This window comes from Escherichia sp. MOD1-EC7011, from assembly GCF_002965005.1.
GTDB lineage: Bacteria > Pseudomonadota > Gammaproteobacteria > Enterobacterales > Enterobacteriaceae > Escherichia > Escherichia ruysiae.
On the sequence record NZ_PTRD01000024.1, the window covers coordinates 222,369 to 237,284 of the forward strand.

Below are 14,916 nucleotides of genomic sequence, written 5' to 3' on the forward strand. Positions count from 1 at the left end.
TGGGGCCGTCCCCGGTGAAAAGAAGCGTTTGCAGGTCGTCCTGCAAAGCTGATGGTGAAGGAGGTATTTTGCCGATTTAAGAGGAAATTTCAACGGTTACGACAGTGATTACCGCCGAGAAAAACAAACGGCACGACAAATCTGCCGTACCGTTATTGCTTATTGCTGCGCTTTCGTCGCTGCGCCAGAAATCGCGTTACCGCCATCAGAAATGTCTTCACCAACGCCGCGCGTGGTATTGCAGGCGGTTAATACAGTTGAAAGCACCAGAACAGAAAAGATCGCTGCAATTGTCTTCTTAACCATAACGTCTTCCTTTTAGGTAATGTTATTTGTGTTTGCCTATAGCAAATTAATAATAGACAACATCACCAAAAATGACGGAAATCTGATGATTTTTCGGAAGTGAAGAATAAATTAGCTGGCAGCGCGGGAGATGGAATTACCAAGATGTTTGATGTCTTCGCCGAACCCCCGAGCGGTGTTACAGCCCGTAAGCAGCGTGCTGGCAAGCAAAACAAGAACGATAAGGCGTTTCATCATCTCTGACCTGAATAAGTGATGGTGCAGCCAGCAGGCCGCACCACAACCGCATTACTTCACGCGAGAGACGTATTCACCAGAGCGGGTATCCACTTTGATGACTTCGCCGATCTGTACGAACAGCGGAACTTTAACCACAGCACCAGTAGACAGGGTAGCCGGTTTGCCGCCAGTACCTGCGGTATCGCCTTTCAGACCCGGATCGGTATCAACGATTTCCAGTTCAACGAAGTTCGGCGGAGTAACGGAGATCGGCTGACCATTCCACAGAGTTACAATGCACTCAGCCTGATCCAGCAGCCATTTAGCGTTGTCGCCAATTGCTTTTGCATCAGCAGACAGCTGCTCGAAGGTTTCGTTGTTCATGAAGTGCCAGAACTCACCGTCGTTGTACAGGTAAGTCAGGTTCATATCGACAACATCAGCGCCTTCAGCGGAATCAGTAGATTTGAAAGTTTTTTCTACGCGAGTACCAGTCAGCAGACGACGCAGTTTAACGCGAGCAAATGCCTGGCCTTTACCCGGTTTTACGAATTCACTCGCTTCAACCGCGTAAGGTTCGCCGTCTAACATGATTTTAAGACCAGCACGAAAATCGTTGCTATAGTACGTTGCCATAAGGCCCTCTGAAATTTGTTAATTGGTAGCTAAGCCACAAAATGGCGCATATTGTAACCCTAAATACCCCATCCAGAGAAGATTGGTTAACGCAACTTGCCGATGTTGTGACCGATCCTGATGAACTTCTGCGCCTTTTGAATATAGACGCGGACGAAAAACTGTTGGCCGGACACAGCGCCAAAAAGCTGTTTGCACTGCGCGTGCCCCGCTCATTTATCGATCGCATGGAGAAAGGCAATCCTGACGATCCACTTTTGCGTCAGGTACTTACCTCGCAAGATGAGTTTGTCGTCGCACCCGGATTCTCCACCGATCCGCTGGAAGAACAGCACAGCGTAGTTCCTGGTTTGTTGCATAAATATCACAACCGGGCGCTACTGTTGGTTAAAGGCGGCTGCGCGGTAAATTGTCGCTACTGTTTCCGTCGCCACTTCCCGTATGCCGAAAATCAGGGCAACAAGCGTAACTGGCAGGCGGCGCTTGAGTATGTTGCGGCGCATCCGGAACTGGACGAGATTATTTTCTCCGGCGGCGATCCGCTGATGGCGAAAGATCACGAGCTGGACTGGCTGCTGACGCAACTGGAGGCGATCCCGCATATCAAACGTCTGCGGATTCACAGCCGTCTGCCGATTGTGATCCCGGCGCGCATCACAGAGTCGCTGGCTGAACGCTTTGCCCGTTCTACGTTGCAAATCTTGCTGGTGAATCACATCAACCATGCCAATGAGGTAGATGAAACATTCCGTCAGGCAATGGCTAAGTTGCGCCGCGTGGGCGTTACTTTGCTGAACCAGAGCGTTCTGTTACGTGGCGTGAATGATAACGCGCAAACGCTGGCAAACCTGAGTAATGCGTTGTTCGATGCGGGCGTGATGCCCTATTACCTGCATGTGCTCGATAAAGTGCAGGGCGCGGCGCATTTTATGGTGAGTGATGATGAAGCACGGCAGATTATGCGTGAGTTACTGACACTGGTGTCGGGATATCTGGTGCCGAAACTGGCGCGCGAGATTGGCGGTGAACCCAGCAAAACGCCTCTGGATCTCCAGCTACGCCAGCAGTAACTGATTAACAGGGAAGTTAAACAGAAAATTGCCTGATGCGCTTCGCTTGTCAGGCCTACATTGTGCATTGAAACTCAATGAGCTGTAGGCGGGATAAGGCATTTACGCCGCATCCGCCAAGAGCAACGAACACGAGAACAGAGACAGGTCACTAAACAGAGAAGTTTAATCTTTGCCCGTTGCATAACCTTTAATTATTCATTTACGTTGCTATTTTTACTTTTTATATAGCCAACACCAATAATTAACCTTTCTTTTCTGTTTATATAGAGTGAGCACGGCTATTTATGTTATTTTAACAACTATTACTACCAAGCTCATTTATCTGGCTTATTAATTAAAATTAATTATTTTATTGAGAAATGGTTAGGGAGAACCTACATGGCCATAAGCATCAAGGGTGTTAATACCGGTGTTATTCGCAAAAGTAATGATTTCATTGCACTGGCACTGAAAATTAAAGAGCCTCGCAATAAAGAGTCGTTATTCTTTATGTCTGTCATGGAACTGCGAGACCTGCTGATTGCGCTGGAAAGTCGTCTGCATCAAAAGCATAAACTGGATGCTGATACACGTATTCAGTATGAGCAGGCTCGCGATAAAGTCATGAAGAAAATGGCAGAGAATATCCCAGAAATTCTGGTTGATGAGCTTAAAAATGCCGATATTAATCGCCGGGTTAACACGCTGGAACTTACCGATAACCAGGGCGAAAATCTCACATTCACATTAACTCTGCATGATGGCAGCAAATGTGAATTAATTGTCAATGAGTTGCAGATTGAAATGCTGGCGCGAGCAATCATTCATGCAATTAATAATGCTGAAATGCGTGAACTGGCATTGCGTATTACATCGCTATTAGATTTCCTGCCGTTATATGACGTCGACTGCCAGGACAATGGCAATCTGGAATATGACACCTATTCTCAGCCGGAATGGAAACATAATCTGTTTAGCCATTATCTGGCGGTGCTTTATCGCTTTAAAGATGAAAGTGGTAAAGAACAATTTAGCGGCGCGGTGGTGAAAACGCGTGAAGCGACAGCGGGTAAAGAAATTGAGGCTATCACACGCCGGATGCTTGATTTCAGCCCACGGCTGAAAAAACTCGCGGGTGTGCCATCTCAGGTCTACGTTCGTACAGTAGCAGCAAATAACGCCCAACCACTGACTCAGGATCAATGCTTACGCGCAATACATCACTTACGAGTTCAGTCCATCAGCAAGGCCGCGCCACAGGCGAAATAATCTCATCTTTTTGAATGCGAGGCTGGAGCCCTCCAGCCTGAAATTACTGATAACGTGATCGTTGATCATGCCGGATGCGGCGTAAACGCCTTATCTGGCCTACAAATTCTCGAGCATTCAATCAGTTGCAATGCCCGATGTAGGCCTGATAAGCGAAGCGCATCAGGCAATTACACGTTTGTCATCCAGCCTCTGGATCACATCAGTTCGGGCACTTATAAACCTGACCGATAATCTGGCTATCCGTCGGGACAAAACTGGACAACATTCCCTGCGACGGGCTGCTGATGCCATAAATCACGTTACCGCCCATTGCAGCCGCCTGGTTGCGCAGATCGTTTGCTGCGCCGCGCATAGAACCGCCTTCTTCACCGTGTTGCCCGGAAAGCCAGTTACTTTGCTTACCTGTCGCAGTACCAATCAGTTGGCACTCTGCACCTGGTTGCTCGTCAACAATGCGCACACTCTGACCGGCAGCACTCAATTCGTTACTGGAGCTACAACCCGCCATCAGTAGCGCGGCACCGACAATCCCTGCTAAGTATTTTACGTGCATGTTATTCCCCATAATCAATGAGCTGGACGCAACTCGTGTCGTCCGTGTCTGAATCTTATACTAGAAAGATGACCAAAAGAAAAACCCCCAGACATTTCTGCCTGAGGGTTTCTTTATTTCTGCAAGGTGCAGGGCAATTACATCATGCCGCCCATGCCACCCATACCGCCCATACCGCCAGCAGCGCCTAAGTCAGCTGCATCGTTTTTCGGCAGGTCGGTAACCATGCACTCGGTGGTGATCATCAGGCCAGCCACAGAAGCTGCGTACTGCAGAGCAGAACGGGTAACTTTGGTTGGATCCAGAATACCCATGTCGATCATGTTGCCGTATTCTTCGGTTGCTGCGTTGTAACCGTAGTTGCCGTCGCCACCTTTAACGGTGTTAGCAACAACAGAAGGTTCTTCACCGCAGTTCAGGACGATCTGACGCAGCGGAGCTTCCATTGCACGCAGTGCAACTTTGATACCCACGTTCTGGTCTTCGTTCTGACCACGCAGGTCAGCCAGTTTAGACGCTACGCGGATCAGCGCAACGCCGCCACCAGCAACCACGCCTTCTTCTACCGCAGCACGGGTCGCGTGCAGGGCGTCTTCAACGCGTGCTTTTTTCTCTTTCATTTCAACTTCGGTAGCAGCACCTACTTTGATAACTGCAACGCCGCCTGCCAGTTTCGCTACGCGCTCCTGCAGTTTTTCACGGTCGTAATCAGAAGTTGCTTCTTCAATCTGCTGACGGATCTGAGCAACACGGCCCTGGATTGCAGCTTCTTCACCCACGCCATCAATGATGGTGGTGGTGTCTTTGTTAATAACAACACGTTTAGCCTGACCCAGGTCTTCCAGGGTCGCTTTTTCCAGCTCCATACCGATCTCTTCAGAGATTACAGTACCGCCGGTCAGGGTTGCGATATCCTGCAGCATTGCTTTACGACGATCGCCGAAGCCCGGTGCTTTAACCGCAGCGACTTTCACGATGCCGCGCATGGTGTTAACAACCAGAGTTGCCAGTGCTTCACCTTCAACATCTTCAGCGATGATCAGCAGCGGTTTGCCTGCTTTTGCAACAGCTTCCAGAACTGGCAGCATTTCGCGGATGTTGGAGATTTTCTTGTCAGCCAGCAGGATGAACGGGCTTTCCAGTTCTACTGCGCCAGTTTCCGGCTTGTTGATGAAGTAAGGAGACAGGTAGCCACGGTCGAACTGCATACCTTCAACCACGTCCAGTTCGTCCTGTAGACCAGTACCATCTTCAACGGTGATAACGCCTTCTTTACCGACTTTGTCCATCGCTTCAGCGATCAGTTTACCTACAGTTTCGTCGGAGTTAGCGGAGATAGTACCAACCTGAGCAATAGCTTTAGAGTCAGAGCACGGTACGGACAGCGTTTTCAGTTCTTCAACTGCAGCGGTAACGGCTTTGTCGATACCACGTTTCAGATCCATCGGGTTCATGCCCGCAGCAACAGCTTTCAGACCTTCAGTGATGATAGCCTGAGCCAGTACGGTTGCGGTGGTGGTGCCGTCGCCTGCAGCGTCGTTAGCTTTGGAGGCAACTTCTTTCACCATCTGCGCACCCATGTTTTCGAACTTGTCTTCCAGTTCGATTTCACGAGCAACGGAAACACCATCTTTGGTGATGGTCGGTGCACCGAAAGATTTATCCAGAACTACGTTACGGCCTTTCGGACCGAGGGTAACTTTCACTGCATCTGCCAGTACGTTTACGCCGCGCAGCATTTTCACACGAGCGTCGTTACCGAATTTTACGTCTTTAGCTGCCATTATCTTTATTCCTTAAATTCGTATGTTCAGTGTCGTGCGCGGATTACGCTTCAACAATTGCCAGAATGTCGCTTTCGGACATGATCAACACTTCTTCATTGTCGATCTTCTCAGATTTCACACCGTAGCCATCGTTGAAAATAACGATGTCGCCAACTTTCACGTCCAGCGGCTTCACTTCGCCATTTTCAAGGATACGGCCATTGCCGACAGCCAGCACTTCGCCACGGGTAGATTTAGCCGCTGCAGAGCCGGTCAGAACGATGCCGCCAGCAGATTTAGTTTCAACTTCTTTACGCTTGACGATCACGCGATCATGCAATGGACGAATATTCATTGATAACTCTCCTTTGAGAAAGTCCGTATCTGTTATGGGTGACGCCGGAGCTTACGTGGTTTCCCGGCTGGTGACCAGAGAAATGGGGATGAGGCTTCGCCCCTTCAAGGGGGAAAAAGAAAAAAAATTCTGATCAGCACAAAATCGGGTAAAAATCCTGATTCACCTCACGTTTCATCGCAATTTCGACATCGCCGTCATAAGCGAATCTGATTGTGCTACCATCGAAATCCTGCGCAGTTGCCCAATATTTGGGCGCAATCGGACATCAACCCATGAGTGGACTCAAACAAGAATTGGGGCTGGCCCAGGGTATCGGCCTGCTATCGACGTCATTATTAGGCACTGGCGTGTTTGCCGTTCCTGCGTTAGCTGCACTGGTAGCGGGCAATAACAGCCTCTGGGCGTGGCCTGTTTTGATTATCTTAGTGTTCCCGATTGCAATTGTGTTTGCGATTCTGGGTCGCCACTATCCCAGCGCGGGCGGTGTTGCGCACTTCGTCGGTATGGCATTCGGCTCGCGGCTTGAGAGAGTCACCGGCTGGCTGTTTTTATCAGTCATTCCCGTAGGTTTGCCCGCCGCGCTACAAATTGCCGCCGGATTCGGCCAGGCGATGTTTGGCTGGCATAGCTGGCAACTGTTGTTGGCAGAACTCGGTACGCTGGCGCTGGTGTGGTATATCGGTACTCGCGGTGCCAGTTCCAGTGCTAATCTACAAACGCTCATTGCCGGGCTTATCGTCGCACTGATTGTCGCCATCTGGTGGGCGGGCGATATCAAACCTGCGAACATCCCCTTCCCCGCGCCAGGTGATATCGAACTTACCGGGTTATTTGCTGCGTTATCAGTGATGTTCTGGTGCTTTGTCGGTCTGGAAGCATTTGCCCATCTTGCCTCGGAATTTAAAAATCCAGAGCGTGATTTTCCGCGCGCTTTGATGATAGGTCTGCTGCTGGCAGGATTAGTCTACTGGGGCTGTACGGTAGTCGTCTTACACTTCGACGCCTATGGTGAAAAAATGGCGGCGGCTGCATCGCTTCCCAAAATTGTGGTGCAGCTATTCGGTGTAGGGGCGTTATGGATTGCCTGCGTGATTGGCTATCTGGCCTGCTTTGCCAGCCTCAACATTTATATACAGAGCTTCGCCCGCCTGGTCTGGTCGCAGGCGCAACATAATCCTGACCACTACCTGGCACGCCTCTCTTCTCGCCATATCCCGAATAATGCCCTCAATGCCGTGCTCGGCTGTTGCGTGGTGAGTACGTTGGTGATTCATGCTTTAGAGATCAATCTGGACGCACTCATTATTTATGCCAACGGCATCTTTATTATGATTTACCTATTGTGCATGTTGGCAGGCTGTAAATTATTACAAGGACGTTATCGCGTACTGGCGGTGACTGGCGGGCTGTTATGCGTTCTGTTATTGGCAATGGTCGGCTGGAAAAGTCTCTATGCGCTAATCATGCTGGCAGGGTTATGGCTGTTTCTGCCAAAACGAAAAACGCCGGAAAATGGCATAACCACATAATCCGGCGTTTTGACATTAATCCTGGCGATCGTTTTTATGATCAAGGCGGTCGCGGTCATCATCCTTTCGCTGGTACTCACCATCAAAAGTATTACCGCCACCGGTTCCGGCGCTAAAACCGCCGCCCGGCATCCGGGAGAAACGCAAATGCGGCATCAGCTTCACTGTCAGATGCTTTTGCACCGGCGGTAATAGAAGAAGAAGACCGAGGAAGTCGGTGAAAAAGCCCGGTAATAAAAGCAGCAAACCGGCAATGATCAGCGAAACACTTTTAATCATCTCCGCCGCAGGGTTTTCACCCGCCGCCATTTTTTGTTGCATCAGCACAAAATTCTTAAAGCCCTGATTACGTACCAGTGACATACCGATAACCGACGTGAATATAACCAGTACGAGGGTCAGCAATACCCCCAGGACATGGGCAACCTGAATAAAAATTGAAATCTCAATATAGACATAAAGGAAAATGGCAATAAAAGGTAACCAGCGCAAAGGTTTCTCCTGTAATAGCAACCGGTTAAATCCGGGCGCCTTAATGGGTTGCGAATCGCGTTCAGCTTATATTGTGGTCATTAGCAAAATTTCAAGATGTTTGCGCAACTATTTTTGGTAGTAATCCCAAAGCGGTGATCTATTTCACAAATTAATAATTAAGGGGTAAAAACCGACACTTAAAGTGATCCAGATTACGGTAGAAATCCTCAAGCAGCATATGATCCTGGGTATTCGTCCGATGCAGGGGATAATCGTCGGTCGAAAAACATTCGAAACCACATATATTCTGTGTGTTTAAAGCAAATCATTGGCAGCTTGAAAAAGAAGGTTCACATGTCAAACAACATTCGTATCGAAGAAGATCTGTTGGGTACCAGGGAAGTTCCAGCTGATGCCTACTATGGTGTTCACACTCTGAGAGCGATTGAAAACTTCTATATCAGCAACAGCAAAATCAGCGATATTCCTGAATTTGTTCGCGGTATGGTAATGGTTAAAAAAGCCGCAGCTATGGCAAACAAAGAGCTGCAAACCATTCCTAAAAGTGTAGCGAATGCAATCATTGCCGCATGTGATGAAGTCCTGAATAACGGAAAATGCATGGATCAGTTCCCGGTAGACGTCTACCAGGGCGGCGCAGGTACTTCCGTAAACATGAACACCAACGAAGTGCTGGCCAATATCGGTCTGGAACTGATGGGTCACCAGAAAGGTGAATATCAGTACCTGAACCCGAACGACCATGTTAACAAATGTCAGTCCACTAACGACGCCTACCCGACCGGTTTCCGTATCGCGGTTTACTCTTCCCTGATTAAACTGGTAGATGCGATTAACCAACTGCGCGAAGGCTTTGAACGTAAAGCTGTCGAATTCCAGGACATCCTGAAAATGGGTCGTACCCAGCTGCAGGACGCAGTACCGATGACCCTTGGTCAGGAATTCCGCGCTTTCAGCATTCTGCTGAAAGAAGAAGTGAAAAACATCCAACGTACCGCTGAACTGCTGCTGGAAGTTAACCTCGGCGCAACGGCAATCGGTACAGGCCTGAACACGCCGAAAGAGTACTCTCCGCTGGCAGTGAAAAAACTGGCTGAAGTCACTGGCTTCCCATGCGTTCCGGCTGAAGACCTGATCGAAGCGACCTCTGACTGCGGCGCTTACGTTATGGTTCACGGTGCGCTGAAACGCCTGGCTGTGAAGATGTCCAAAATCTGTAACGACCTGCGCTTGCTCTCTTCTGGCCCACGTGCCGGCCTGAACGAGATCAACCTGCCGGAACTGCAGGCGGGCTCTTCCATCATGCCAGCTAAAGTAAACCCGGTTGTTCCGGAAGTGGTTAACCAGGTATGCTTCAAAGTCATCGGTAACGACACCACTGTTACCATGGCAGCAGAAGCAGGTCAGCTGCAGCTGAACGTTATGGAGCCGGTCATTGGCCAGGCCATGTTTGAATCAGTTCATATTCTGACCAACGCTTGCTACAACCTGCTGGAAAAATGCGTTAACGGCATCACTGCTAACAAAGAAGTGTGCGAAGGTTACGTTTACAACTCTATCGGTATCGTCACTTACCTGAACCCGTTCATCGGCCACCACAACGGTGACATCGTGGGTAAAATCTGTGCCGAAACCGGTAAGAGTGTACGTGAAGTCGTTCTGGAACGCGGTCTGTTGACTGAAGCGGAACTAGACGATATTTTCTCCGTACAGAATCTGATGCACCCGGCTTACAAAGCAAAACGCTATACTGATGAAAGCGAACAGTAATCGTACAGGGTAGTACAAATAAAAAAGGCACGTCAGACGACGTGCCTTTTTTCTTGTGAGCAGTAACTTAAAAATAACAATCTAATATCAACTTGTTAAAAAACAAGGAAGGCTAATATGCTAGTTGTAGAACTCATCATAGTTTTGCTGGCGATCTTCTTGGGCGCCAGACTGGGGGGAATAGGTATTGGTTTTGCAGGCGGATTGGGGGTGCTGGTTCTTGCCGCTATTGGCGTCAAACCTGGTAACATCCCGTTCGATGTCATTTCCATTATCATGGCGGTTATCGCCGCTATTTCTGCCATGCAGGTTGCTGGCGGTCTGGACTATCTGGTTCATCAGACAGAAAAGCTGCTGCGCCGTAACCCGAAATACATCACGATCCTCGCACCTATCGTGACCTATTTCCTGACAATTTTTGCGGGTACTGGCAACATCTCTCTGGCAACGCTGCCAGTTATCGCTGAAGTTGCGAAGGAACAAGGCGTTAAACCTTGCCGTCCGCTGTCTACTGCGGTGGTTTCCGCGCAGATTGCGATCACCGCATCGCCAATCTCAGCGGCAGTCGTTTACATGTCTTCCGTAATGGAAGGTCATGGCATCAGCTACCTTCATCTGCTCTCTGTAGTCATCCCGTCCACCCTGCTGGCGGTTCTGGTGATGTCCTTCCTGGTCACTATGCTGTTCAACTCCAAACTGTCTGACGATCCGATTTATCGCAAGCGTCTGGAAGAAGGTCTGGTTGAACTGCGCGGTGAAAAGCAGATTGAAATCAAATCTGGTGCAAAAACTTCCGTCTGGCTGTTCCTGCTGGGCGTAGTTGGCGTGGTTATCTATGCAATCATCAACAGCCCGAGCATGGGCCTGGTTGAGAAACCGCTGATGAACACCACTAACGCAATCCTGATCATCATGCTCAGCGTTGCAACTCTGACTACCGTTATCTGTAAAGTTGATACCGACAACATCCTCAACTCCAGCACCTTCAAAGCAGGTATGAGCGCCTGTATTTGTATCCTGGGCGTTGCATGGCTGGGCGATACTTTCGTTTCCAACAACATCGACTGGATCAAAGATACCGCTGGTGAAGTGATTCAGGGTCATCCGTGGCTGCTGGCTGTCATCTTCTTCTTTGCTTCTGCTCTGCTGTACTCTCAGGCTGCAACCGCAAAAGCACTGATGCCGATGGCTCTGGCGCTGAACGTTTCTCCGCTGACCGCTGTTGCTTCTTTTGCTGCGGTGTCTGGTCTGTTCATTCTGCCGACCTACCCGACGCTGGTTGCTGCGGTACAGATGGATGACACGGGTACAACTCGTATCGGTAAATTCGTCTTCAACCATCCGTTCTTCATCCCAGGTACTCTGGGTGTTGCCCTGGCCGTTTGCTTCGGCTTCGTGCTGGGTAGCTTCATGCTGTAATGACAAATCGCGGGGCGTTCACGCCCCGCTTTCTTTCCCGCCGACTAACATCATTCCCTCGTCCGTTGTATAGTGACCTCTCTCTTGCGGTTCCATCTGTTCTTGCGAGGTGTTTATGCTTGATGATAAAAGTTCGAATACCGCGTCTGTCGTGGTGCTGTGTACCGCACCGGATGAAGCGACAGCCCAGGATTTAGCCGCCAAAGTGCTGGCAGAAAAACTGGCGGCCTGTGCAACCCTGATCCCTGGCGCAACCTCACTCTATTACTGGGAAGGTAAGCTGGAACAGGAATATGAAGTACAGATGATCTTAAAAACCGACAACGCTCACCAGCAAGCTCTGCTGGAATGCCTGAAGTCTCATCATCCGTATCAAACCCCGGAGCTTCTGGTTTTACCTGTTATACACGGAGACACAGATTACCTCTCATGGCTCAACGCATCTTTACGCTGATCCTGCTACTTTGCAGCACTTCCGTTTTTGCCGGATTATTCGACACGCCAGGACGCTCACAATTTGTCCCGGCTGATCAGGCTTTTGCTTTTGATTTTCAGCAAAACCAACATGATCTTAATCTGACCTGGCAGATCAAAGACGGTTATTACCTTTACCGTAAACAGATCCGCATCACGCCTGAACACGCGAAAATTGCCGACGTGCAGTTACCGCCAGGCGTCTGGCATGACGATGAGTTTTACGGCAAAAGCGAGATTTATCGCAAGCGACTGACGCTTCCTGTAACCATCAACCAGGCTACGGCTGGCGCGACATTAACTGTCACTTACCAGGGCTGCGCTGACGCTGGTTTCTGCTATCCGCCAGAAACCAAAACCGTACCGTTAAGCGAAGTGCTCGCCAGCAACGCAGCGCCACAACCTGCGGCTGTTCCGCAGCAAGAGCAGTCCGCCGCGCAATTGCCCTTTTCTGCGCTCTGGGCATTGTTGATAGGCATCGGCATCGCCTTCACCCCCTGCGTACTGCCGATGTACCCACTGATTTCCGGCATCGTGCTGGGCGGTAAACAGCGGCTCTCCACCACCAGAGCATTGTTGCTGACCTTTATTTATGTGCAAGGGATGGCGCTGACCTACACGGCGCTGGGTCTGGTGGTTGCCGCCGCAGGGTTACAGTTCCAGGCGGCGCTACAGCATCCTTACGTGCTTATTGGCCTCGCCATCGTCTTTACCTTGCTGGCGATGTCGATGTTTGGCTTGTTTACCCTGCAACTCCCCTCTTCACTGCAAACGCGCCTCACGCTGATGAGCAATCGCCAACAGGGTGGCTCGCCCGGCGGTGTGTTTGTTATGGGGGCGATTGCCGGTTTGATCTGCTCACCATGCACCACCGCGCCGCTTAGCGCGATTCTGCTATATATCGCCCAAAGCGGAAACATGTGGCTGGGCGGCGGCACACTTTATCTCTATGCGCTGGGCATGGGTCTACCGCTGATGTTAATTACCGTCTTTGGCAACCGTCTGCTGCCGAAAAGCGGTCCGTGGATGGAACAGGTCAAAACCGCGTTTGGTTTTGTGATCCTCGCACTGCCGGTCTTCCTGCTTGAGCGAGTGATTGGCGATATATGGGGATTACGCTTGTGGTCGGCGCTTGGCGTCGCATTCTTTAGCTGGGCCTTTGTCACCAGCTTACAGGCCAAACGCGGTTGGATGCGCATTGTGCAAATAATCCTACTGGCAGCGGCGTTGGTTAGCGTGCGCCCACTCCAGGACTGGGCATTTGGTGCGACTCATACCGCACAAACTCAGGCGCATCTCAACTTTACACCAATCAAAACGGTGGATGAGTTAAATCAGGCGCTCGTTGAAGCCAAAGGTAAACCTGTAATGTTAGATCTCTATGCCGACTGGTGCGTTGCCTGTAAAGAGTTTGAGAAATACACCTTTAGCGACCCACAGGTGCAAAAAGCGTTGGCTGACACAGTCTTACTTCAGGCCAACGTCACCGCTAATGACGCACAAGATGTGGCGCTGTTAAAACATCTAAATGTCCTTGGACTGCCGACAATTCTCTTTTTTGACGGACAAGGCCAGGAGCATCCACAAGCACGCGTCACGGGCTTTATGGATGCTGAAACCTTCAGCGCACATTTGCGCGATCGCCAACCGTGAACGACACTTGCAGTGGGAAAGACGGAGGAAAATAGCGTGCAACGTGAAGATGTACTGGGAGAAGCCCTGAAATTATTAGAATTACAAGGGATTGCCAACACCACGCTGGAGATGGTTGCTGAACGTGTGGATTATCCGCTGGATGAGCTAAGGCGATTCTGGCCGGACAAAGAGGCGATCCTCTACGACGCGCTGCGCTATCTTAGCCAACAGATAGATGTCTGGCGTCGTCAGTTGATGCTGGACGAAACGCTAACCGCCGAACAAAAGCTGCTGGCGCGTTATCAGGCGTTATCAGAGTGCGTTAAAAACAACCGCTATCCGGGCTGTCTGTTTATCGCTGCCTGTACGTTTTATCCCGATCCTGGCCACCCTATTCATCAACTGGCCGATCAGCAAAAAAGCGCGGCCTACGATTTCACCCACGAACTGTTAACCACGCTGGAAGTTGACGATCCGGCGATGGTAGCAAAGCAGATGGAACTGGTGCTGGAAGGCTGTTTAAGCCGAATGCTGGTGAATCGTAGCCAGGCGGATGTCGACACCGCACTCCGACTGGCGGAAGATATCCTGCGCTTCGCCCGCTGCCGCCAGGGTGGTGCACTGACCTGACAGAAACACAGAAAAGAAGCGATTTGCCGTAATCTTAAGCAGTTGAATCGCTTTTACTGAAATTAGGTTGACGAGATGTGCAGATTACGGTTTAATGCGCCCCGTTGCCCGGATAGCTCAGTCGGTAGAGCAGGGGATTGAAAATCCCCGTGTCCTTGGTTCGATTCCGAGTCCGGGCACCACTAATTCCTGAGAACCTGCCTACAAGGCGGGTTTTTGCTTTTGGGAATACGTCCTTCCTGCCTTCGCCCCATCAACTGCGAATATCATCATACTCACGCGTTTTATCAAATTCGTGTTTTGCAAACGGGCACAGCGGGATAATTTTCCGTTTTTCCTGGCGCATTTTTTCCACGACTTTCGCTACCAGTTGTTTACCAATCCCCTGCCCTTTCAGGCTTTCATCAACATCGGTATGTTCGATAATCGCTAAATTCTCTCCGGTCGGCACAAAGACAATTTCAGCTATTTGATTTCCCTGCGCATCATTGATGTAAAATTTATTATGACCCTCACGTATTTCCATTTTCCCCTCACTTATTTATGACGGTATTTCAGTGCACCGCTGGGACATGTATCAATAACATTCACGACGGTAGCGACGTCTACTTCATCCGGCATGATCCACGGCTTACGTTTGAGATTAAACAGTTTGCTATTACCGCGCACACAATTACCGGAATGCTGACATATTGCGGTGTTGAAATAGACATCGACCTTTTCGCCGGTATAGCAGCGATAACCAACGTCCAGTAGTTCCTGATCCATGACCTTCTCTCCCTCATAAGTATGGTTTTCGCTA

General features: G+C 49.9%; 17 protein-coding genes and 1 tRNA gene. 9 read left to right on the forward strand and 9 right to left on the reverse strand.

Annotated elements, in window-relative coordinates; all coding sequences use genetic code 11:
- Window positions 1–159: 159 nt before the first annotated feature.
- The 3 genes from ecnB to efp form a co-directional block, all read right to left on the reverse strand.
- Window positions 160–306, reverse strand: a complete 147-nt coding sequence (gene ecnB, locus A7098_RS12575) for a lipoprotein toxin entericidin B (RefSeq protein WP_000239596.1) — start codon at window positions 304–306, stop codon at window positions 160–162.
- Between the two features lie 111 nt (window positions 307–417).
- Window positions 418–543, reverse strand: coding sequence for a lipoprotein antitoxin entericidin A (gene ecnA, locus A7098_RS12580; protein WP_000977757.1), 126 nt, complete (start codon window positions 541–543; stop codon window positions 418–420).
- Window positions 544–594: 51 nt separating this feature from the next.
- On the reverse strand, window positions 595–1,161 hold the full coding sequence (gene efp, locus A7098_RS12585; protein ID WP_000257278.1) for an elongation factor P: 567 nt from the start codon (window positions 1,159–1,161) through the stop codon (window positions 595–597).
- Between the two features lie 41 nt (window positions 1,162–1,202).
- On the opposite strand from efp, the gene epmB reads away from it, so the two are divergent.
- Window positions 1,203–2,231 (forward strand): EF-P beta-lysylation protein EpmB, encoded by a 1,029-nt coding sequence (gene epmB, locus A7098_RS12590; RefSeq protein WP_105280883.1) that lies wholly within the window; start codon window positions 1,203–1,205, stop codon window positions 2,229–2,231.
- 381 nt (window positions 2,232–2,612) lie between these two features.
- Complete coding sequence (locus tag A7098_RS12595; protein ID WP_105280884.1) at window positions 2,613–3,482, forward strand: YjeJ family protein; 870 nt, start codon at window positions 2,613–2,615, stop codon at window positions 3,480–3,482.
- Between the two features lie 202 nt (window positions 3,483–3,684).
- Here the strand turns inward: A7098_RS12595 and A7098_RS12600 are convergent, their stop codons facing one another.
- From A7098_RS12600 to A7098_RS12615, 3 genes are all read right to left on the reverse strand, one after another.
- On the reverse strand, window positions 3,685–4,038 hold the full coding sequence (locus tag A7098_RS12600; protein WP_000558209.1) for a DUF4156 domain-containing protein: 354 nt from the start codon (window positions 4,036–4,038) through the stop codon (window positions 3,685–3,687).
- Window positions 4,039–4,175: 137 nt separating this feature from the next.
- Window positions 4,176–5,822, reverse strand: a complete 1,647-nt coding sequence (gene groL, locus A7098_RS12610) for a chaperonin GroEL (RefSeq protein ID WP_000729121.1) — start codon at window positions 5,820–5,822, stop codon at window positions 4,176–4,178.
- A gap of 43 nt (window positions 5,823–5,865) precedes the next feature.
- Window positions 5,866–6,159 carry a co-chaperone GroES gene (locus A7098_RS12615; RefSeq protein ID WP_001026276.1) on the reverse strand — a complete coding sequence of 98 codons (294 nt, stop codon included), beginning with the start codon at window positions 6,157–6,159 and terminating at the stop codon, window positions 5,866–5,868.
- Window positions 6,160–6,434: 275 nt separating this feature from the next.
- Here A7098_RS12615 and yjeH point away from each other — a divergent pair, with 275 nt between their 5' ends.
- Window positions 6,435–7,691: an L-methionine/branched-chain amino acid transporter gene (gene yjeH, locus A7098_RS12620; protein WP_105280885.1), complete on the forward strand. Its 1,257-nt coding sequence runs from the start codon at window positions 6,435–6,437 to the stop codon at window positions 7,689–7,691.
- A 15-nt stretch (window positions 7,692–7,706) separates the two neighbouring features.
- Here the strand turns inward: yjeH and A7098_RS12625 are convergent, their stop codons facing one another.
- On the reverse strand, window positions 7,707–8,183 hold the full coding sequence (locus A7098_RS12625; RefSeq protein WP_001267446.1) for an FxsA family protein: 477 nt from the start codon (window positions 8,181–8,183) through the stop codon (window positions 7,707–7,709).
- 336 nt (window positions 8,184–8,519) lie between these two features.
- On the opposite strand from A7098_RS12625, the gene aspA reads away from it, so the two are divergent.
- The 6 genes from aspA (at window position 8,520) to A7098_RS12655 (ending at window position 14,296) form a co-directional block, all read left to right on the forward strand.
- On the forward strand, window positions 8,520–9,956 hold the full coding sequence (aspA, locus tag A7098_RS12630; RefSeq protein ID WP_010344893.1) for an aspartate ammonia-lyase: 1,437 nt from the start codon (window positions 8,520–8,522) through the stop codon (window positions 9,954–9,956).
- Window positions 9,957–10,073: 117 nt separating this feature from the next.
- The gene (dcuA, locus tag A7098_RS12635; RefSeq protein ID WP_000961959.1) at window positions 10,074–11,375 is read left to right on the forward strand and encodes an anaerobic C4-dicarboxylate transporter DcuA; all 1,302 of its coding nucleotides are present in this window, start codon (window positions 10,074–10,076) and stop codon (window positions 11,373–11,375) included.
- Window positions 11,376–11,490: 115 nt separating this feature from the next.
- Window positions 11,491–11,829 (forward strand): divalent cation tolerance protein CutA, encoded by a 339-nt coding sequence (cutA, locus tag A7098_RS12640; protein WP_085461256.1) that lies wholly within the window; start codon window positions 11,491–11,493, stop codon window positions 11,827–11,829.
- Entirely contained in the window at window positions 11,805–13,502 is a 1,698-nt protein-coding gene (dsbD, locus tag A7098_RS12645) for a protein-disulfide reductase DsbD (protein ID WP_000068988.1), read from the forward strand. The genes cutA and dsbD overlap by 25 nt, the downstream gene beginning before the upstream one ends.
- Window positions 13,503–13,538: 36 nt before the next feature.
- Window positions 13,539–14,114 carry a transcriptional regulator gene (locus A7098_RS12650; RefSeq protein ID WP_105280886.1) on the forward strand — a complete coding sequence of 192 codons (576 nt, stop codon included), beginning with the start codon at window positions 13,539–13,541 and terminating at the stop codon, window positions 14,112–14,114.
- Window positions 14,115–14,220: 106 nt separating this feature from the next.
- A tRNA-Phe gene (locus A7098_RS12655) sits at window positions 14,221–14,296 on the forward strand.
- A gap of 71 nt (window positions 14,297–14,367) precedes the next feature.
- Here A7098_RS12655 and A7098_RS12660 read toward each other — a convergent pair.
- Both A7098_RS12660 and yjdI read right to left on the reverse strand, forming a co-directional pair.
- Complete coding sequence (locus tag A7098_RS12660) at window positions 14,368–14,640, reverse strand: GNAT family N-acetyltransferase (RefSeq protein ID WP_000405640.1); 273 nt, start codon at window positions 14,638–14,640, stop codon at window positions 14,368–14,370.
- An 11-nt stretch (window positions 14,641–14,651) separates the two neighbouring features.
- Window positions 14,652–14,882 carry a 4Fe-4S mono-cluster protein YjdI gene (gene yjdI, locus A7098_RS12665; RefSeq protein WP_000371865.1) on the reverse strand — a complete coding sequence of 77 codons (231 nt, stop codon included), beginning with the start codon at window positions 14,880–14,882 and terminating at the stop codon, window positions 14,652–14,654.
- Window positions 14,883–14,916 lie beyond the last annotated feature (34 nt).